This is a genomic window from Streptomyces blattellae (assembly GCF_009709555.1).
Taxonomy (GTDB): Bacteria; Actinomycetota; Actinomycetes; order Streptomycetales; family Streptomycetaceae; genus Streptomyces; species Streptomyces blattellae.
The window spans coordinates 141,397-160,266 of the sequence record NZ_WJBG01000106.1; the positions used below are offsets into that span (position 1 = coordinate 141,397).

At 71.7% G+C, this 18,870-nt stretch carries 16 protein-coding genes and 2 pseudogenes; 3 read left to right on the forward strand and 15 right to left on the reverse strand.

Annotated features, from left to right (window positions below; translation table 11 throughout):
* Positions 1-52: 52 nt before the first annotated feature.
* The gene (locus tag GFH49_RS03400; protein ID WP_408055881.1) at positions 53-1,447 is read right to left on the reverse strand and encodes a beta-sandwich domain-containing protein; all 1,395 of its coding nucleotides are present in this window, start codon (positions 1,445-1,447) and stop codon (positions 53-55) included.
* A complete protein-coding gene (locus GFH49_RS39805) occupies positions 1,339-2,013 on the reverse strand; it encodes a hypothetical protein (protein ID WP_408055880.1) in 675 nt (224 codons plus the stop codon). Before GFH49_RS39805 ends, GFH49_RS03400 begins: the two co-directional genes overlap by 109 nt.
* Before the next feature lie 124 nt (positions 2,014-2,137).
* Here GFH49_RS39805 and GFH49_RS03405 point away from each other — a divergent pair, with 124 nt between their 5' ends.
* Positions 2,138-4,054, forward strand: coding sequence for a glycoside hydrolase family 97 protein (locus GFH49_RS03405; protein WP_155054231.1), 1,917 nt, complete (start codon positions 2,138-2,140; stop codon positions 4,052-4,054).
* A 65-nt stretch (positions 4,055-4,119) separates the two neighbouring features.
* Here the strand turns inward: GFH49_RS03405 and GFH49_RS03410 are convergent, their stop codons facing one another.
* From GFH49_RS03410 to GFH49_RS03435, 6 genes and pseudogenes are all read right to left on the reverse strand, one after another.
* On the reverse strand, positions 4,120-6,057 hold the full coding sequence (locus GFH49_RS03410; RefSeq protein WP_155054232.1) for a DUF2264 domain-containing protein: 1,938 nt from the start codon (positions 6,055-6,057) through the stop codon (positions 4,120-4,122).
* A gap of 36 nt (positions 6,058-6,093) precedes the next feature.
* Positions 6,094-7,122, reverse strand: coding sequence for a hydroxyacid dehydrogenase (locus GFH49_RS03415; RefSeq protein WP_155054233.1), 1,029 nt, complete (start codon positions 7,120-7,122; stop codon positions 6,094-6,096).
* On the reverse strand, positions 7,119-7,961 hold the full coding sequence (locus GFH49_RS03420) for a carbohydrate ABC transporter permease (protein ID WP_155054234.1): 843 nt from the start codon (positions 7,959-7,961) through the stop codon (positions 7,119-7,121). Before GFH49_RS03420 ends, GFH49_RS03415 begins: the two co-directional genes overlap by 4 nt.
* The gene (locus tag GFH49_RS03425; protein WP_155054235.1) at positions 7,958-8,923 is read right to left on the reverse strand and encodes a carbohydrate ABC transporter permease; all 966 of its coding nucleotides are present in this window, start codon (positions 8,921-8,923) and stop codon (positions 7,958-7,960) included. Before GFH49_RS03425 ends, GFH49_RS03420 begins: the two co-directional genes overlap by 4 nt.
* Positions 8,924-8,932: 9 nt before the next feature.
* Positions 8,933-9,634 (reverse strand): annotated as a pseudogene (locus GFH49_RS03430) (ABC transporter substrate-binding protein); the annotation flags it as partial.
* A 15-nt stretch (positions 9,635-9,649) separates the two neighbouring features.
* Entirely contained in the window at positions 9,650-10,444 is a 795-nt protein-coding gene (locus tag GFH49_RS03435) for a class I SAM-dependent methyltransferase (RefSeq protein ID WP_155054236.1), read from the reverse strand.
* A 166-nt stretch (positions 10,445-10,610) separates the two neighbouring features.
* Here GFH49_RS03435 and GFH49_RS03440 point away from each other — a divergent pair, with 166 nt between their 5' ends.
* The gene (locus GFH49_RS03440; RefSeq protein ID WP_155054237.1) at positions 10,611-11,984 is read left to right on the forward strand and encodes an alpha-lytic protease prodomain-containing protein; all 1,374 of its coding nucleotides are present in this window, start codon (positions 10,611-10,613) and stop codon (positions 11,982-11,984) included.
* Between the two features lie 62 nt (positions 11,985-12,046).
* Here the strand turns inward: GFH49_RS03440 and GFH49_RS03445 are convergent, their stop codons facing one another.
* From GFH49_RS03445 to GFH49_RS03470, 6 genes are all read right to left on the reverse strand, one after another.
* Positions 12,047-13,126: a serine hydrolase domain-containing protein gene (locus GFH49_RS03445; protein ID WP_155054238.1), complete on the reverse strand. Its 1,080-nt coding sequence runs from the start codon at positions 13,124-13,126 to the stop codon at positions 12,047-12,049.
* The gene (locus tag GFH49_RS03450) at positions 13,123-14,043 is read right to left on the reverse strand and encodes a DUF6895 family protein (RefSeq protein ID WP_155054239.1); all 921 of its coding nucleotides are present in this window, start codon (positions 14,041-14,043) and stop codon (positions 13,123-13,125) included. The genes GFH49_RS03445 and GFH49_RS03450 overlap by 4 nt, the downstream gene beginning before the upstream one ends.
* Entirely contained in the window at positions 14,040-15,011 is a 972-nt protein-coding gene (locus tag GFH49_RS03455; protein ID WP_155054240.1) for a DUF6895 family protein, read from the reverse strand. The genes GFH49_RS03450 and GFH49_RS03455 overlap by 4 nt, the downstream gene beginning before the upstream one ends.
* On the reverse strand, positions 15,008-15,718 hold the full coding sequence (locus tag GFH49_RS03460; RefSeq protein ID WP_155054241.1) for a hypothetical protein: 711 nt from the start codon (positions 15,716-15,718) through the stop codon (positions 15,008-15,010). Before GFH49_RS03460 ends, GFH49_RS03455 begins: the two co-directional genes overlap by 4 nt.
* 22 nt (positions 15,719-15,740) lie before the next feature.
* Positions 15,741-15,929, reverse strand: coding sequence for a hypothetical protein (locus GFH49_RS03465; protein ID WP_155054242.1), 189 nt, complete (start codon positions 15,927-15,929; stop codon positions 15,741-15,743).
* Positions 15,930-16,208: 279 nt separating this feature from the next.
* Entirely contained in the window at positions 16,209-16,988 is a 780-nt protein-coding gene (locus GFH49_RS03470) for a dienelactone hydrolase family protein (RefSeq protein ID WP_155054243.1), read from the reverse strand.
* 131 nt (positions 16,989-17,119) lie between these two features.
* Between GFH49_RS03470 and GFH49_RS41360 the strand changes: the two are divergent.
* Positions 17,120-17,550 (forward strand): annotated as a pseudogene (locus GFH49_RS41360) (zinc-binding dehydrogenase); the annotation flags it as partial.
* 257 nt (positions 17,551-17,807) lie between these two features.
* Here the strand turns inward: GFH49_RS41360 and GFH49_RS03480 are convergent.
* Positions 17,808-18,605, reverse strand: coding sequence for a TetR-type transcription factor C-terminal domain-containing protein (locus tag GFH49_RS03480; protein WP_230396136.1), 798 nt, complete (start codon positions 18,603-18,605; stop codon positions 17,808-17,810).
* Positions 18,606-18,870 lie beyond the last annotated feature (265 nt).

An 18,870-nucleotide genomic window follows, 5' to 3' on the forward strand; every position in this document is an offset into this window, starting at 1 on the left:
CCCACCGTGTCCGCGGCGTCGTCCTGTGCGGCACCGCGGCGCCCGCACGCACCTACCCGCCGACCGCCTCCAGCGACAGCGCGAAGACGTGGGCCCGGGCGGTGCCGCCCGTGGGCGCGGCCAGGGTGACCCCGGTGAGCTGCCGGGTCGCGTCGAGTTCCACCACCTGGTGGAAGATGGCCGCCTTGGTGCCCAACGGCCCGTTACGGGTGTGGATCTGACTGGTCGTCACAGCCGCGGTCTCACCGTACGCGGGCCCCGACGCCAGCCAGCCGGTGAGCCGGAGCTGCGCGGCGACGGTGGTTCCGTCGGCGTACCGGAGCGTCGCCGGGACGGTGACGCCCGCCGTGTCGCCCGCGCCGAGCACGTGCAGCCTGCCGTACCCGCCCTGCGGAACGGCGATGTTCTGGCCGTCCGCGACGACGTTGTTGTTCGTTCCCTCACTGCCGTTGGTGAAGGCGAAGCCGATCCCGTCGTCGGAGGTCTGGCCGGTCTGGGGGAGCTGGGCCATGGGGTAGGTGCGGCCGGTTCCGTCGAAGTCCCCGTCGCCGTAGTACATCTCGGTCGTAATGGCGTCGTTGTCGAAGTGGCTCGTCAGGTCGACCTGGGTGACGGTTCCGGTCTGCGGAAGTTCCGGCAGGCCCCACCTGTCGGCGGGGGCGGAGACCGGCACGGGGGTGATCCGCAGCTCGGGGCGGTGGCCCGCCGGGTGGATCACGGCCTCCGCGCCCTTGGGCAGGTCGAGTTCGACGACGCCGTCGCCGAGGTCGCGCCAGCCGGGAGCCGGGCCGCCGATCCCGGCGACCGTGACGCGCCCGCCCAGTGAATGGCGCACCCGGCAGGGCTCTCCGGCGAGGCTGCGCACCCGTACCCAGCGGGTCCGGCCGTCCCGGCGGACGGCGCTGACGAGGAACGCGCCCTGGGTGCGGAAGTCGTGAAGTGTGACGTCCCGCCACTCCCCCGGCACCGCGGGGAAGATCCGGATGGTGTCGCCCCAGCTGGTGCAGAGCATGTCGTGCAGGCTCTGCGCGGCGGACAGCGGGGTCTCGATGACCGGACCCGCCTCGTAGTACATCGTGTTGGGCTGCACGAACCGGGCCACCAGCTCCCGCAGATGGGTCAGCGAGTCGTCGCCCCGGCCCATCATCGCGGAGAGGGACGCGGCACCGGAGAAGCTGTATCCGCGCAGGGCGCCCTCGAAGCCGATCCAGCGCTCCAACGACCGTTCGATGAGCTCGCGTTGGTCGGGCTGTTCCCAGTTGACGAGGTAGAGGGGGTAGACGGCGAGCAGGTGGGAGTAGTGCCGGTGGGACTTGGCGAACGGGACACCGGCGCCGATCATGAAGCCGTTGGCGTCGACCGGATAGTCGGTGAGCCGGTCCAGGACCTCGCGCCAGCGAGGCGCCGACTCGTCGTCCACGCCGAGGAGTTCGGTGGTCTCCAGCAGGGTGCGGCAGCTCCAGCGCAGCAGCGCCAGGTCGTAGTTGCAGTCCGCTCGCCCGCGTCGGCTCGGGCGGTGACGAGCAGCAGCGTGCGGTCGTTGTGGACCAGCGCGCGCAGCCGGATGGTGCCCTTGTCGGTGGTGAGGGTGCCGGTGATCTCCGCGTTCCACAGGTCGAGGCGCAGCTCGGTGCCGGTGATGGCGCCGACGGGGTGTAACAGCAGATTGCCGACCGGGAGCCGGGCCACGCCCCAGTCGCTGCCGAACTGAGGCCGGTGATCCTGGACTTCGCTGTGCTGCACGGTGAAACGCAGGGCGCCCTGGCCGGGTTCCTGGTAGACGATCGAGCCGAGCAGCCCGTTGCCGAGGAAGGGCCCCTCGTACCAGGTGCGCGGCATCCGCTTCCACACCGGGTCCTGTGCGGCGAGGAACTCCTGCCACTCGCGGTCGGCGCGCATGCCGATCAAGGCCCCGGGCCCGCCGCCCGGTTGAGCTGCCGCTGCCGGGGCGGCGACCGGCGTCGCGGCTGAGGCGGCGACACCTCCGAGAAAGCCCCGTCTACTCACTCTCATCATCGATCTCCTCATATTGATCCGATGACTTGGCTAGACGTGAGCGTAAAAAGCGGCTAATGATGCGTCAATACACCGAACAGCACGACCGTTTCATCCGATGACTCGTGCGTGGGAGGCACACATGCGTGTCGTACGATCCACAGTCACCAGAGCCCTGACGGTCGCCGCCTGCCTGGCGGCGCTGTGCGCTCCGACAGCCGCCCAAGGCCAGGACGCCGGCCCGGACGCCGGCCCGGAACGCAGCTGGCGCACGGCCGCACCCGGCGGCGGCCCGGTCTCCGCCCAGCTGTCCCTCACCGACTTGGGCGGTCTGACCCTGACCGCCCGCGACGGCCGTACGACGGTCCTGCGGCCGTCCGCGCTCGGCATCCGCACGTCCGTCACCGACTTCTCCGCCGGGCTGAGCTTCGTCAGCCGCCGGGACCGGACGGTCCACGAGACGTACACGACGACGACCGGCGCCCGCACCCGGCACACCCTCGACGCCGCCGAATCCGTCTTCACCTTCCGCAAGCAGGGCCGCATGCTGCGGATCGCTCTGCGGGTCACGTCCGACGGCGTCGCCTACCGCTATGAACTCCCGCGGGGCGACGGGGAGTCCGGGACCGTCACCGTGCTGGGCGAGACCTCGCAGTACGCGGTGCCCGCGCAGGCGGACTCCTACCTGCTGCCGTACGACAACGGCCGCCAGGACTACGAGTCCATCCACGACCGCACCCCGCTCGCGCAGGCCGAGACCGGCACCGACTACGGCTACCCGTCCCTGTTCCGCGTCGACGGCGACAGCTGGATGCTCATCGGCGAGTCCGGCCTCGACAGCTCCTACGCGGGCTCCCGTCTCACCCTCGACCGGGTCGACGCGGACGCGGGCCTCTTCAGCCTGAAGCTGCCGGATCCCGCCGAGGTGGCCACGGCACCCTTCGCGACCCCCTGGCGCACGATGGTGATCGGCGATCTCGCCACCGTCACCGAGAGCGACCTGATCACCGATCTCGCACAGCCGTCCAGGGTCGCCGACACCTCGTGGATCAAGCCGGGCAAGGCCGCCTGGTCCTGGTGGTCCGACGGGCAGAGCCCGACCAGCCTCACCGCGCAGAAGAAGTTCGTCGACTACGCCGCCGAGCAGGGCTGGGAGTACGTGCTCGTCGACTCGGGCTGGAGCAACGACTGGATGCCCGAACTCATCGCGTACGCCCGGGAGAAGGGCGTCGGAGTCTGGCTGTGGGTGCGGTGGCAGACCATCGACGCCACGAGCGAGATCGACACGCTGCTGCCGCGGTGGAAGTCCTGGGGCGCCGTCGGACTGAAGATCGACTTCATGGAGTCGGACGGACAGGACCGGATGCGGTGGTACGACGCGATCTTCGCCGCGACCGCCGAGAACGAGCTGATGCTGAACTTCCACGGCGGCACGATTCCTCGCGGGCAGCAGCGGACCTGGCCGCAGTTGATGACCGTGGAGGCGGTGCGGGGGGCCGAGGGCACGAGGCCCCGGCCGGGGCGTGAGCCGTTCCCCGCGGAGCATTACACGACGCTGCCGTTCACCCGGAACCTCACCGGGTCCATGGACTTCACGCCGGTCACCTTCACCGGCGTGCGGCCCACCAGTGACGCGGCCGAGTTGGCGTTGTCGGTGGTGTACGAGTCCGGGGTGCAGCACTTCGCCGACAGCGTCGAGTCGTATGCGTCCCGGCCGCTCGCGGAGCGGTTCCTGCGGGGGGTGCCCACGGTATGGGACGACACCGAGTTGGTCGATGGACTGCCTGGGGACCGGGCCGTGCTCGCTCGGCGGTCGGGGAGTGAGTGGTTCCTCGGGGCGGTGACGTCCGGGGGTGCGCGGACGCTGGACGAATCGCTCGGTTTCCTTGGCTCCGGGCGCTGGCTCCTCGACGTCTACCGGGACGCTCCGGGAGGTGGTCTTGCCGTCGAGACCCGTGAGGTGACCGCCGGTTCGCGGATCGTTCTGGACGTGCCCGCGAACGGCGGTTTCGCGGCGCGGGTGTGTCCGGCGGAGCCGGGACGTGCGAACTGCGGGTGAGGCGGGTCGCTGCTCGTCGTTCTCGCAGCACGCGCCGTCCGGCACGGAATCGCGGCGCGGCGGTGTCACGCCGGCTCCTCGGTGACCGCCGGGCCGCCCTCACCGAGGTGTACGACGGTGCGGGTACCGTCCGTCCAGCGGGCGGTGAGGACGAAGCCGTCGATCTCGACGGTGACTCGGCCGGTCAGCGCGGGCGGGTCCGGTTCGGCGGTGAGGGAGGCGAGCGCGGCGAAGACCGTGCCGGACCGGTCGTCGCCCACGGTTCCGGTGAGTTCGGGGACCAGGGCCCAGGGGCCGTACGCCGTGCCCTGCGGGGCGCGGACGACGCCCTGCCGGTGCCAGCCGTGCAGGCCCAGCAGTCGGCTGGTCACCTCCTCGCCGTCGATGCGGATCTCGCCGGCGTGCCCGGCTTCGTCGGGGGCGGCCTCCGGCGGCAGGGCAACCGCCCAGCCGGTGTGATGCACGGGCGTTCCCGGCGGTACGCCGACCGTGCGGTGCACCCGCAGTTCGAGGCTGCCGCGCGCGAGGGTCAGGCTTTCGATCCGGGCGGACGGCAGGACGGGGCCGCCTTCGGGGAAGACCGGGCGGTGCCATGAGGCGAGCCAATCCGGGCCGCTTGCGAGGGGGTTGATGCGGATGCGGGCGCTGCGGGTGCCGCGGGCCTCCAGGGCGATGTGGTTGTCGGGGGTGTTGGCGGCGCTGGTGGGACCGGTGCGGGTGGAGTAGGCGAGGCGGGCGTAGAGCGGGTTGCCGGGGGCCTGCTCCGGCTCGCGGGAGTCGAACTTGTGGCTGCCGTGGTTGTGCAGGCGTACCAGGCCGTCCCGGGCGGTGGTCTGGACGAGCAGTCCGGGGGCCGGCAGCGCGAGTACACGGTCGGGGCCCTCGGCGGGCACGGGTTCCTCCGTCGCCGTCCACATCGGGTCCTCGGGCGGGAGCAGCAGGGCCAGGAAGCCCTTCGACGCCCAGTACGGCGAGCCTGGCCCCGAGTAACGCTGGAGCGTTGCCGCGTGCGGCCCGTACCAGCCGAGGGTGAGGATGCCGTCCTCGGTGAGGGCGCCGCGGTCGAGGAAGTGGCGCAGGGCTCCGCTGAGGATGCTGCGGGTGGCGCCGGGGGTGAGCGGGGTGCTGCCGGTGAGGGCGCCGAGGGCCACGGCCGCGGTCGCGGCGAAGCGGTACGTCAGGGAGCGGCCGTGGTGGATCGGGGCGCCGTTGGCGTCGAAGAGGAGGGCGAAACCGTCGAGGAACTCCCGGAGGCGGGGGCCCAGTCGGTCCAGCAGGGGCCGGTCCTTGGCGAGGTGGGCGTGGAGGAGGGGGTAGAGGTGCAGCGCCCAGCCGTTGTAGTGGTCGAAGGCGCGGCCGTCGCCGTCGGAGTACCAGCCCTGGCCCCGGTACCAGCCGTCCAGCAGGTCGAGGCCCCGCTCGACAGCGCGGCCGGTCTCGGTGTCGCCCCGCCCCGCGGACTGGAGGAAACCCGCGACCGTCAGCGGGAAGAGATACCAGTTGTTGGGTGCGGGCGTGTGCCTGAGCGCGCCGCGCAGCCAGCGTTCGACGCGGTCCTGGTCGGCGGCGGCGAGGGTGTCCCAGGTCCACGGCGCGGTGAGGCGGAGGGCGAGGGCCACCGACGCGGACTCCACCATGGGCTGGCCCCGGATGCCGTGGTGGCCGATCTCCGGCCAGGACTCGCAGTCGTCGTGGCCGGGAGTGCGGGTGCCGCGGACGAGGCCGGCGGTGTAGCGGTCCAGGAAGCCGTGCGGGTCCTTGCCCCGGGCCCCGGCGGTACGGAGCGCGGCGAGCAGGAACGTACGGGCGAAGCCCTCCAGGCCGTCGGAGCGGACGCCGGACTTCGAGGGCGGGCCGGGCAGGTCGATGAGGGCGTGGCCGGGGGTGGCGTAGCGGAGGGCGGCGGCGAGCAGATGGTCGGCCACCGCTTCCCAGTGGGCGCGGGTGTAGCCGGTGTACGGGCTGAGGGTGCGGTCCTCGGGCGGGAGCGGGAGTTCGGGCATGGCGGAGCCACGCCTCCTGTTCGTCTCGGGTCCGCCTCAGGCGAGGCGTGCCAGGTGTTCGGGCCGGACGGGGTGGGCGAAGGGGCGGCCGAGGACGTACGACTCGACCTCGGCCAGGGCCAGTTCGGCGAGGCGGCGCAGCTCGCCGCCCTTGGAGCCGGCGATGTGCGGGGTGAGCACGACGTTCGGGCAGTCGTAGAGCGGGGAGTCGGCGGGCAGCACCTCCGGGTCGGTGACATCCAGGACGGCGTGGATCCGTCCCGACAGCACCTCGTCGGTGAGGGCGTCCTGGTCGACCACGGCCCCGCGCGCGGTGTTGATCAGGGTGGCGCCGGTGCGCAGCCGTGCCATGAGTTCGCGGCTGACGAGGCCGCGGGTCTCCGGCAGCAGCGGCGTGTGCACACTGACGGTGTCGCTGTGTGTGAACAGCTCCGGGAGCGACACTGCCCGCGCCCCGAGGTCGTGGGCCTCGCCCTCGGCGACGTAGGGGTCGTGGAGCAGGACGGTCAGGTCGTGCGCGCGGAGCAGGCCGATGACGCGGCGGCCGATGACGGAGGCGCTCAGGATGCCCACCGTGCGGCGGTAGTTGCCCGCGTCGGGGTGGCGTTCGTTCCAGTCGACGCGGCGGCGCTCGGCGCGGTAGAGGCGGGCGGTCTCCAGGACGCGCTTGTTGGCGAGCAGGATCATGGCGAGGGTGTACTCGGCGACCGGTACGGCGTTGGCCGCGGCGGCGGAGGACACCGCCAGGCCGCGCTCCCAGCAGGCGGGGGTGATGTGGTGGCGTACCGTGCCCGCGGTGTGGATGACGGCGCGCAAGCGGGGCGCGGCGCGCAGGGCCGCCGCGTCGAGGGGCGGGCAGCCCCAGCCGGTGACGAGCAACTCGGCGTGGGCGAGGGCACGGTGGGCGGCGGGTGTGGTCAGGTCGTCCAGGACGAGACGCGGGTCGATGTCGGTGAGGTCGGCGAGGCGGGCCCGCGCGTCGGCGTCGAGGACCTGGCGGGCGGTCCGCCGCGCCATGGCCAGGACGGCGCGCGGGCGGCGCCGATGCGGGTGGGGTTCGGTCATTTCACGCTTCCGGCGGTCAGGCCCGACTTCCAGTACCGCTGCAGCGTCACGAACGCGACGATCAGCGGGACGACGGCGAGCAGCGAGCCGATGACGACGAGCGGGTAGTACTCGGGCGAGACGGTGGCGGAGCTGTTCCAGGTGTAGAGGCCGAGGCTGAGCGGATACAGGTGCTGGTCCGAGAGCATCACCATGGGCAGGAAGAAGTTGTTCCAGATCGCGGTGAGCTGGAAGAGGAAGACCGTGACGAATCCGGGGCCGAGCATGCGCAGACTGACCCGCAGATACGTCTGCAACTCCCCCGCGCCGTCCACCCGGGACGCCTCCAGCACCTCGGTCGGCACGTAGCCGCTGCTGAGCAGGCGGGCCAGATAGACGCCGAAGGGGTTGAACAGCACCGGGATGAACACCGCCCAGAAGGTGTTCACCAGGCCGACGCCGGACGCCACCAGGTACAGCGGCAGGGCGAGGACGGTCGGCGGGACCATCACGCCGGTGAGGACCAGGCCGAACAGCTTCTCCTTGTGCGGGAAGTCGTACTTGTCGAAGGCGTACCCGGCGGCGACGCTGATCATCGAGCCCACGAGGGCGCCGACGACCGCGTACAGCAGGCTGTTGAGGTACCAGCGGCCGTAGACGCCGTCCTCCATGGAGAACAGGTCGGTGATGTTCTGCCAGAGCGAGAAGTCGCTGAGGTCGAGGATGTTGCTGCTGAAGAGGGCGTCGGAGTTCCTGGTGGAGGCCAGCAGCAGCCACAGGCCGGGCAGCAGGGTGTAGAGGGCCGCGATCAGGACGACGACGTTGGCGACGGCGCGGCTGGTGAGCCGGTGCGTGGTCATCGCGCGCTCCTCTCCCGGCGGCCGGCCCAGCGGGTCACGGCGAACGACAGGGCGCAGGTGACGACGAGGAGGATGACGGAGGCGGCGGAGGCCAGCCCGTAGTTGTTGCGGCGGAAGGCGGCGTCGTAGATGTACATGTTCGGCGTGTAGCGGGAGTTGACCATCGGGGTGGCCTGGTTCATCAGGGTGGGTTCGGTGAACAGCTGGAGCGCGCCGATCAGGGCGAACATGCAGACCATGACGACGGAGCCGCGGATGATGGGCACCTTGACGAACAGCGCGGTGCGCAGGCCGCCGGCGCCGTCGATGCGGGCGGCCTCGATCACCTCGCGCGGCAGGGCCTGGAGGGCGGCGTAGAAGATCACCATGTTGTAGCCGAGGCCGCTCCACAGCGCGATGTTGACGATGGCCGGCAGCACGGTGTGCAGGCCCAGGAAATCGATGTGGATGTCCGCTTCGGCGAACAGCTTGATGACCGGGCTGAGGCCGGGTGTGTACAGGTACAGCCAGATGACCGCGGCGATGATGCCGGGCACCGCGTGCGGGAGGTACAGCATCATCTGCGCGGTGCGCCGCAGCCGGACCAGACCGGAGTCGAGGAGCAGCGCCAGCGCGAGCGCGCCGAGGACGACCACCGGGACGAAGATCACGCAGTACAGGGCGATCACGCCGAAGCCGGAGCGGAAGCTCGGGTCGTCGAGGACCGCGAGATAGCTGCGCAGCCCGGTGAAGACGGTGGTGCCGCCGCCGAAGCCGAGGCCCTCGTGGTCCTGGGAGAAGAGGCTGAGGTAGACCGAGTAGCCGACGGGGATCAGGAACACGGCGACGAGCAGGGCCGTGAACGGGGCGAGGAGCGTGACGCAGGCGAGCAGCTGCTGGCGGCGTCCGGCGCGGCGGGCGCGGACGGCACTGGCGGCGGGGGGTTTCGTTCCCGTGCGTTCTTCGGAGAGCACAGTGCTCACGGCCGCTCCTCAGTTGGTGGTGACCGACAGGCCGAGACTCTTCAGGTCGGGCAGCGTTCTGCGCTCCCCTTGGCGCAGGGCGCCGATGATGCTGCCGCTGCCGGCTCCGGCCTTGGCGAACCCGTCCTCGACGGAGGTGATCGTGGAGGTCATGCGCGGGCCCCACTGCCAGCGCGGGGAGATCAGCCGGGCGGACTGCTGGAAGAGGCCGAAGATGTCCTGGCCGGAGTAGTAGGAGGTGTCCATCTCCTTGCGGGCCACGGGAACGAGCGCGGGTACGGCGGGGTAGGCGCTGCTGATGCCGCTGGAGAGCTTGGCGCGCAGGGCGTCCGGGCTGGTGACCATCCAGATGATGAACTCCAGTGCCTCCTCGGGGTGCCGGCTGTCCTTGGTGACGGCGAAGGTGGAGCCGCCCTGGGTGCCGAGGGACGGTTTCGCGGGGTCCCACTGCGGGAGCGGCGCGATCGCCCACTTGCCCTTGCCTCCGGGCGTGGAGTTCATCAGCGAGCCGGCCGCCCAGGCGCCCGCCATGTAGCCCACGGTCTCGCCGTTCTGGAGGTGCGCCCGCCACTGCTGGCTGTCCACGGGTTCGACGCGCACCAGGTCCTGGTCGACGAGGCGCTGCCAGTATGCGGCGACCTTGCGGGTCGGGGCGTCGTCCATGGTGATCCGCCAGGTGTCGCCGGCGGTCCGGAACCACTGCGCGCCGGCCTGCCAGGCGAACCGTCAGGGGCGTCGGCCGACGGCGATGAAGTTCGCGGCGAAGAAACGGCGTCCGCTCCCGGACTGCTCGGCGCGCAGGAAGGCGTCGTCCCAGCGGGTGATGTCGTCCGGGGTGGCCAGGCCCTCGGCGACGAGGGTGTCGCGGGCGGCCCAGACGGGTCCGCGCATGCCGGGCGGGGGTGCGAAGACGTCGATGTGGCCTTCGAAGGCGACGACCTCCAGGCCTGCCGCGGTGAGCAGTTCGTCGAGCCGGGTGCCGACGGTCAGGTCGTCGCCGCGGCGCCGGTGCAGTTCGCGGTAGCGGTCGTCCATCTCGTCGAACTCGGGAGGGGCGTCCCGTAGACCCGAGGAGTTCGCGTCGATGTCCACGAGGTACACCGCGCCGCCGCCGGGCCTGGCCAGCGTGCCGAGATGGTCGACGATCGCCTGCTCACGGCCGCCGTTGTGGGCCAGCACATGCCGGAGCATCACCAGGTCGAAGGTGCCCTCGGCCAGCCCGGTGGCGTCGGCGGATCCGCCGGCGGTGTGCACGGGGACACCGGTCCGTGCGGCGAGCGCGGCGGCGACGGCCAGCGCGTCGCCGTCCCGGTCGACCGCCCAGACAGCGCCGTCCGGGGCCGCCATGCCCGCCAGCCGCACCGCGATCGCGCCCGGTCCGCATCCCACGTCGGCGATCCGCGCGCCGGGAACCGCGCCCGCGGCCACCCACAGGTCGCGTTCCCGCCGCTGGGCGGCGTCGGCCATGAGCCGGTAGCGCTCGATCTCCGAGTCGCTGAGGGTCAGTGCGTAGTCGGCCACTTCGGCTTTCCTCTCATCCGGTTCGCGTGCGGCCCGTATAGCGCACATGGCACGCCCGACGTCCCCCAAAGCGCGAAAACACGGCGTCTTTGACATGGACTCATGCCGTTCCGTGAACGCCTTGACTCCGTCGCATTCCCACCCGTACTCGATGGAGGTACATCGCATGGTCGGCAGACATGCCGCGGCCGGTCGCCGCACCGCCCTGACCGCTCTCGGGATCCTCGTCCTCACCGGGATCACCTCGACCGCGGCGGCCGAGCCGCCCAAGCCGGTGCCCGGATCCACCGCCGCACAGACGGTCGGTGCCGACCGGCCGTCCGCGGCGCTGCTGCGTGCCCTGCGGCGTGACCTCGGGCTGACGCCGGGTCAGGCGACCGAGCGTCTGGTCAACGAGGCGGAGGCGGGCGTCCGTGCGGGCCGTCTCCGCAACGCCCTGGGCGAGCGCTTCGCGGGGGCCTGGGTGCGGGGGGCGACCTCGGCCGAACTCACCGTCGCGACCACGCAGGCCGCCGACGTGGCCGCCATCCGGGCCCAGGGCGCGAAGGCGGCCGTCGTCAAGCGGTCGTTGAGCGAGCTCCGGGCCGTCAAGGAGAAGCTGGACACGGCCGCCGCCCGCGTCCCGACGCGGGACACGCCGGTCTGGTACGTCGACGTGCCGGCGAACCGGGTCGTCGTCCAGGCGGTCAGGCAGTCGGCCGCCACCGCCTTCATCAAGGCGGCCGGGGTCCAGGGCGAGGACGTCGGCGTCCGTGTGTCATCGGCTCGGCCGCGGCTGCTGGAGGACCTCGTCGGCGGCGACGCCTACTACATCGAGACCACGGCCCGCTGCTCCATCGGCTTCTCCGTCACCAAGGGCACGCAGCAGGGCTTCGCCTCGGCCGGACACTGCGGCGGCACGGGCGACGAGACCACCGGCTTCAACAAGGCCACCCAGGGCACGTTCAAGGCCTCCACGTTCCCCGGCAAGGACATGTCCTGGGTCGGCGTCAACACCGACTGGACCGCCACGCCCGACGTCAAGGGCGAGGGCGGCGAGAAGGCGGAGGTCACCGGCTCGGTCCAGGCGCTCGTCGGGGCGTCGATCTGCCGCTCGGGCTCCACCACCGGATGGCACTGCGGCACCATCCAGCAGCACGACACGAGTGTCGACTACTCCCAGGGCACCGTCGACGGCGTGACCAAGACGACCGTGTGCGCCGAGCCCGGCGACTCGGGCGGCCCGTACGTCTCCGGCAGCCAGGCGCAGGGCGTGACCTCCGGCGGCTCGGGCGACTGCACCAGCGGCGGGACCACCTTCTACCAGCCGGTCAACCCGATCCTCAAGGACTTCGGCCTCGTCCTGAAGACCGCGCCCGCCGGGACCCGACCGCCCGGTCAGCAGGACAACGGCTTGCAGGACGCATGGGCCGCCGACCGCGTCTACGAGGCCGGCACCACGGTGACCCACTCCGGTGTTCGCTACCAGTGCCTGCAGACCCACCAGTCCCAGGGCACCTGGTCGCCGAGTGCCACTCCGGCCCTGTGGCAGAAGCTGTAGGTGTCGTACGACGGCGGGTGCGGGGGCGACGCCCTCGCACCGCCCGCTCCCCGTATCGCCTGCTACTGCTCCGCGAGGAGCGCGTACGCGGTGGCGACGAAGGAGTCACGGGCACGGAACCGGCGGGTGCACAGCGCGACGAGGGCCGTGCCCGTGTCGGGCCTGAAGCCGAGAAATGCCTGCTGGCCGAGGGTCGCCCCGCTGTGGAAGTACATCGGCCCGCCGTTCGTGGGGTGCCGGAACCACGCCATCGTGTGCACATGCCGGTGTCCCAGCCCACGGCGGAGCACGGGCGTCCGCACGGCCCGCAGTGCGCCGGCCAGCGGGGAGCCGGCCGGGTCGAGATGGGCTTCGAGGAAGGCCAGCAGGTCGTGCGGGGTGGCGCGGACGGCACCCGCCGCTTGGAAGCCGCCCGCGTCGAAGGCGCGGGCGCGCGTGCGGCCGTCCTTGCCGTGGCCGAGAGCGTCGGTCTTCGGGTCCTCCGGCCGCAGGGCGGTGCCGCTCAGGCCGAGCGGACGCAGTACGTGTGCGCCGAGCAGTTCGTCCCACGCCGTGCCGGTGACCGCGCAGAGGGCGTGGCCGAGCACGGCGACGCCGAAGTTGGAGTACTCCCACCGCGTGCCGGGACGGTGCCGGGGACGGTGTCGCAGGAAGGCCTCGGTCACCCGCTCGGCGGGGTAGCGGCCGTAGGGGTTGGTGCGCCAGGCGCGAACCGCCCGCACATAGAAGTCGGCCGGCAGGGCGGGCAGTCCGGCGGTGTGCGTGATGAGGTGCGCGAGCGTCACCGGGGCCGGGCCGGTCCGCCGGGCCGGGTCCAGGCAGGCGGCGGCCGGCTCGCCCCCGGACAGCAGGCCGCGCTGGATGAGCTGGGCCAGCAGCAGTCCGGTGAACGCCTTGGACGCCGACCCGATCTCGTAACGCAGATCTTCCCGGGGGACCGGCGGGGACGGGGCCGTGCCGCCGCAGTGCAGGGTGCGGTGACCGGACCGGGAGACGGCGAAGACGGCGTCGGGCGCGTCGACGGCGTGGACGGCGCTCTCCAGCCGCTCCCGCAACGTGTCGTCGCTGCCGAGGGGGCCGCCCGTACCGTCCTGGTCGATGTCCTCGGCGCCGCCCGGCCAGGGCGTGGACCTGCCGGTCATGGGGTGGCGTGCGCCAGCTCGGAGAGGGCGCGGGAGGTGGCCAGTACGGACGCGAAGGCGGCGACCAGCGTCGGGTGGTAGACCATGTCGAACACCTCGTCAGGGTCGCCCTCGGGCATCGTCCCGAAGGCGGGCATGGCACCGTCGGGCTGCTGGGCGGCGGCGAAGCCCTCCCAGGCCCGTTCGTCCAGGGTGGGCCGGGGCAGACAGGCGTCGACGACGAGGAGTTCGCCGAGCAGGTCCCAGCGCTTGAGGTCCAGCCAGTCGTCGATCCAGACCGGCAGCCACATGGCGAGGTAGTCGGCGATGTCCGGCGGCAGGCCGTCGGGGCGCTCTCCCCAGTCGGTGAGGTGGAACACCGCGTGGGTGATGTCGTAGGCGATGTGCCCGCTGACCGTCCAGGGCTCGGGCGTACGGGCCAGCCAGGTGGCGCCGACGAGGTCCGCTTCGGGCGGGCTGGGCATGAGGCCGAAGCGGCGCTGGAACGCGGCCAGTCCGAGTCGGCGGGTCGGGTCCAGCTCCAGCGCCGTCCAGCTGCTGAGCCGGTGGTAGAGGACCGTGGCACGCTCCACCTCGGGTTCGCTGTACCCGAGTTCCTTGTACGGGAGGTACACCTCGAACGGGATGGGCGAGAGCGGTTCGATGCGCTGGCCGCGTACCAGCATGCGACCGCCGTCCAGCGTGTGCCGCCATGTGTGGTCCACGAGCCGGCGTGCCAGCTCGGCCTGCTGCGATCCGGCCACGCCCTCGCGGAACAGCACCCGGCAGATCAGGGCCAGTTCGCCGACCGGTTTGAAGCGCTCCAGAAAGCCCACTTCCGGGTCGACGTCGGGCTCCAGGCGGAATCCGTCGCGATGGGCCCACAGCCACTCCAGGGCGCGGACGCCGACGGTGTGTATCAGACGGGTGTCGGTCATCCGGGCACTCCTTGTTCCCCGTACCGGTGGTGCATGCCGCCCTGGTCCGTGAGGCACGTGAGGGTCTGTGCCGCCGCGAACGCGGCCATCAAGGTGGAGTGGTAGCAGCGGCGGAAGTCCGGCTCCGGCTCCGGGTCCGCTCCCACGTCGCCCCGCGGGCCCTGCTCCGCCAGCGCGCCCGAGGCGTGCTGCGCCCGCGCGATCCTCGCCCAGGCGTCCTGAAGGGTCACGGGGTCGGGCGGGGCCGGAAGGCTCGCGGCGACGATCAGCAGTTCGCAGCTCAGGTCCCACATCCCGGCGTCCAGGCAGGTGTCGAGCCAGGGCGGCAGCCAGTCGGCGAGATAGGCGGCCAAGTCCGCGGGGACGCCCTCAGGGCTGCGGCCCCAGTCGGTGAGGTGGAAGACGACGTGGGTGAGCGCGTACCCCGAGGAGCGCTCGAACGTCCACGGTTCCGGCAGCCCGCCCAGCCAGGTGCGGCGCAGCGCCTGCGTCTCCTGCTCCGGCCGGTTGATGCCGCTGCGGCGCTCGGCCTTCAGGACGCCGAGCCTGCGGGTCGGTTCCTGCTCGGTCAGCCGCCAGCCCCGGGTGCGGGCGGTCGTGGCGGCTGCGGCCTCGTACCCGGGGTGCCGCAGCCCGGCCGCGGCGAAGACGGAGTAGACCTCCAGGGGGTATGTCGCGAAGGGCTCCAGCGCCTGGAGCCGGAGGAACAGCTCGCCCCTGCCGGTCTGCTGCCACGCGAACCGCAACAGGTCCGACGCGCACGCGTGCAGCGGATCCGGCGGCGGGATCCGCGAGCATACGCTCGCGCAGGTCTGGGCCAGTTCCCCGAGCGGCTTCCAGGTGGCGTCCACGTGGCCGTCCGCGGTGAGCGCGTCCTCCCCCAGCGTGAACTCGCCGCGGTGCGCGGACAGCCACGCGAAGGCGCCGGCCGCCACTTCCCGGAGCTCGCCGACGCCGATCGCGGTCATACGAGGGCTCCGGCCGCCCGAACGACGCGTGCCGCCTGTGCCTGCAGGGCCACACGGGGATCGGTGCCGCCCATCAGTTCCACGAAGTCCAGCCCCGTCTGAAGACCGAGTGCGTCCGGTACGCCGTCGAGCAGGGTCAGCCAGCGCCCGGCACCGGCTGCCTGCGGCCAGTCCCTGCGGCGCACGGCCCGTACGAAGCCCCGGGCCACGTCGACCGTGCGGCGCCGGGCCACGCGGGCCACCGCGCAGTCCTCGCCGGGCACCGCCAGCGGGGCCAGGACCGCGAGTTGATGCGTCAGCACCTGCCAGGTCGCCTCGTCGAGCCAGCGGGCGTCGGGTTCCGCGAACGCGTCCCCGCCGGGTGAGCCGGCCTGCGACGGGTCGAGCCGCCGTAGCGTGCGACGCATGGCCCAGTGGCTCCACATGACGGCGGGAGCCGCGTCCGCGCGAGGCGGGAACGCCTCCACGGTCTCCCGGAACACGGTGAGCGTCTCGGGGGCGGGCGGGGTGCGGAAAAGGACGTGCGGCAGGAGCAGGTCCGCTCCCAACACGCGTACCGCCGCGAGCGCGAGACTTCCCCCAGGGCCGTCCACGGCCTCTGCGCCGGACACTCGCACGTGGTCCCCGCCCCGCAGGGCGGAGACCACGTCCGACGCAACGTCCTGCACCGCGCCCTGCAAGAGGGTCGTAGCGCCTGACTGCTCCATTCAGCTGCTCCCGTCGATCCGCTCAGCCCTTCTTGGGGCGAGGGGTCGGCGGGGACAACAGCAGCTTGGTGTCGGCGGAAAGCAGCGCCAACGCGGCGCACTCACGGCTGTCGCGGTAGACACCATCGGGCTCGGCAGGGTCGAGTGCCGCCTCGATGTCGACGCTCCGGACGCCCGTGATGTCCTCGAACGCCTTGTCAGTGGAAGGCATATCACCATCTCCTCTGGGGTCACCCCCTCCACAACCCAGATCACCACAGAGTCACAGAACACGCATCTTTTCCCAGACACCGGCATACGTCGCCGCTTCGGCTTCCGGGCACCCGGCCGGCCCACACGGCCGTTCTCCCGGCTCTCCTAACTGGACGTCACAGCCGAGGACTTCGCCGTTGGAGGTGCGGCTGGTCGAGGAACTGGCCACGATGCTCCGCCAGTTGAAGACTCCGAAGTGACCGCGTCTTCTCCGGCTTCTTCAACTTCTTCGGCTTCTTCAACGGCGCTGCTCGCGGCCGCTCTGCCGCACGCCGAGATGCGCACGGAGGTGGGCGATGGTCCGTGCCCATGTCGCGCCGCCGGTGTCGGTGGGATCGGCGAGGTCGGACGTACCGAGGAAGCCGTGGCCGAGTCCGGGGAGGATCTCGTGTGCGTAGCGGGGGTTGGCGGCTGCGGCTCGCTCGGCGTAGCGCCGCACGGCGGCCAGGCCCACCGTCTCGTCGAGTTCGCCCCAGAACGCGAGCACGGGCCCGCTCAGGGAGTCGACGAGGTCGATCGGCCGCTCGGGCGGAGCCACCACCCAGGCGGGCGGTTCGGGGAAGCCGTAGTAGGCGACCGTCACGAGACGGCCCTGCGTCGACGCCAGGTCGAGCGCGAACGTGCCGCCCATGCAGAACCCGATCGCGCCCACCGCCGCACCCCCGGAGCGCTCGCTGAGCCAGCCGACCGCGGCGCGCATGTCCTCGACGCTCTGGCGCTCGTCGAGCTTGGCACGGCGGGCGACGGCGGCCTCGCTGCCGGGTTCGGCCAGGGGGCCCTGACGGAAGAAGACATCGGGCACCAGGGCCTGGAAGCCCGCCTCGGCGACCAGGGCGGCGAGGTGCTCGTAGAACGGGCTGACGCCGAGCATGTCGGCGATGATCAGTACCGGAGGCGTGCCCGCGTCCGTGGCGAAGTGCAGCGCGGGCATCGTCTCGCCGGTGGGCAGGGCGATCTCCACCTCCCGGCGTGCGGCGTCCGGCGTCGGCTGCTTCGGTGGGATGTCGCTGTGGCACATGGGGGCGCTCCTTACTTACTCCACACCAAGGAACCTATCATTCGTCGAATATTTGACACTAGAGTCAGGCGGCGTAATTTTGTACGTCGGTGTCGCCCGAGCGGCACATCGGACCGACCCGTCCCGGGAAATACGACGGTACGTTCGCCGAGTTCGTCGCCGTACCCGAGCAGAACGTGCTGGACAAGCCGCAGCGGCTGAGCTTCGCGGAGGCCGCCTGTCTGCCGACGGCGTATCTGACGGCCTATCGGGCGCTGTTCAGTCAGGCGGGGCTGAAGAAGGGCGACGCCGTACTGATCCAGGGCGCGGGGGGGGCGGGTTCGCGACCGCCGCCTTGATCCTGGGCAAGCTCGCCGGGCTCGATGTGTACGTGACCAGCCGGAGCGAGGAGAACCGGGCCCGCGTCGGCGAGTTCGGGGCCGACGCGGCCCTGCCGCCCGGCGGCCGGTTGCCGCGACGGGTGGACACGGTGCTGGAGAGCGTGGGCCGCGCGACCATGAACCACTCGCTGCGCTCTCTGCGGGCGGGCGGCACCGTGGTGGTCGTCGGGGCGGCGGTCGGGAAACCCCGCGGAGCCCGCTGATCGACACCACGTACCCGCCGATCAGGCCCGTACCGCCTTCGAGCGGCTGGCAGCCGGAGGCGTCTTCGGGAAGCTCGTCCTGCTTGCCCAGGACTGACGCCGCGACACCACCGCGGAACAGGCGGGCGCGGTGCCCGCACCGACGGCTGCGGCGCCAGTGCGCGAAGGCAGCCGGCGCCGGTCCGTCGATCGGGTCTGGTCCGGAAGGCCGGAGGCCACGCGTGGTGGCTGTGGTGTCAGGCGTCGATGATTCGCTCCAAGTAGTCCAGGTCCTGCCGGAGCAGAGCCAGCGCGGCCCTCGGCCCGGAGACCGCGGGGGTCCGCTCTTCCGATCGGATCACCATCGCCACTGCCAGATCGGACACCTGATCCGCGACCTCCGTGTCCGTGATGTGGGAGTCGCCCGGGTGGTGCCACCAGGCCACCCAGTTGCACATGCCCGCCACCGCGAGCGCTGTTGTCCGGGTGTCCACGGGCCGGAACTGTCCCTGGAGGATGCCCGCCTCCATCACATGGACGAGGCAGGTCAGGGTGGCGCGTTGCGCGAGCCTGTTCGCCTTGGCGACGGCCGGCGGCAGATCGGCCTGGGAGCGGAGGAGGAGCTGGAACCTGGCGGGCTGGCGGGCTCGTTGCAAGGCGATGAGGTGAGCGATCTTGCGCAGCCGTGTGGCCGGGTCGAGGGTCTCGTCGTTGCCCAGCGCCTCGATCTCCGCGGAAGGTGCCTCCGAGATCTGTGTCACGAGCCTGGCGAGGAGCTCGTCCTTGCTCTTCACGTAGTAGTAGAGCGCGGGCCGGGTGATGCCCATGGCCTCGGCGATGTCCTGCAGGTTCGTCCCCGCGAAGCCCTTCTCCGCGAACAGCCGGGACGCCTGCTCGCAGATCTCGTTCTCCACGAGTTCTCGGCGGGCCGTCTGCCGGGTGGGGCTGTCGGCGGCCTGCTTCGAGGATCGGCGTCCCGTGGTGCTCCTGGCTCTTGAGGTGCCCTTGCTCTCCGGCTCGGCGCCGGAGGTGGCCTTCCTCGATCGTTCCGTCATGGCCTTGATGTTAGCGAGCAGAACAGCACCCCCTCCCCGCGACTGACGTTACTGACAAACTATGAACACTGAAGTCAATTCCAGGAGTGCGCGGATGGAACCAGGAAACCTGGCGTGCCGGTACATCGAACTCATCAGCTGCGGAGGATACGACGCGCTCGGGGACGTACTGCACGCCGACGTGGTCACGCACTACGGCAGCGATGAACCGGTACGCGGGCCCGCCGCGACTGCTCAGCCGTCGGCGTTGGGTGTGACGTCGGCG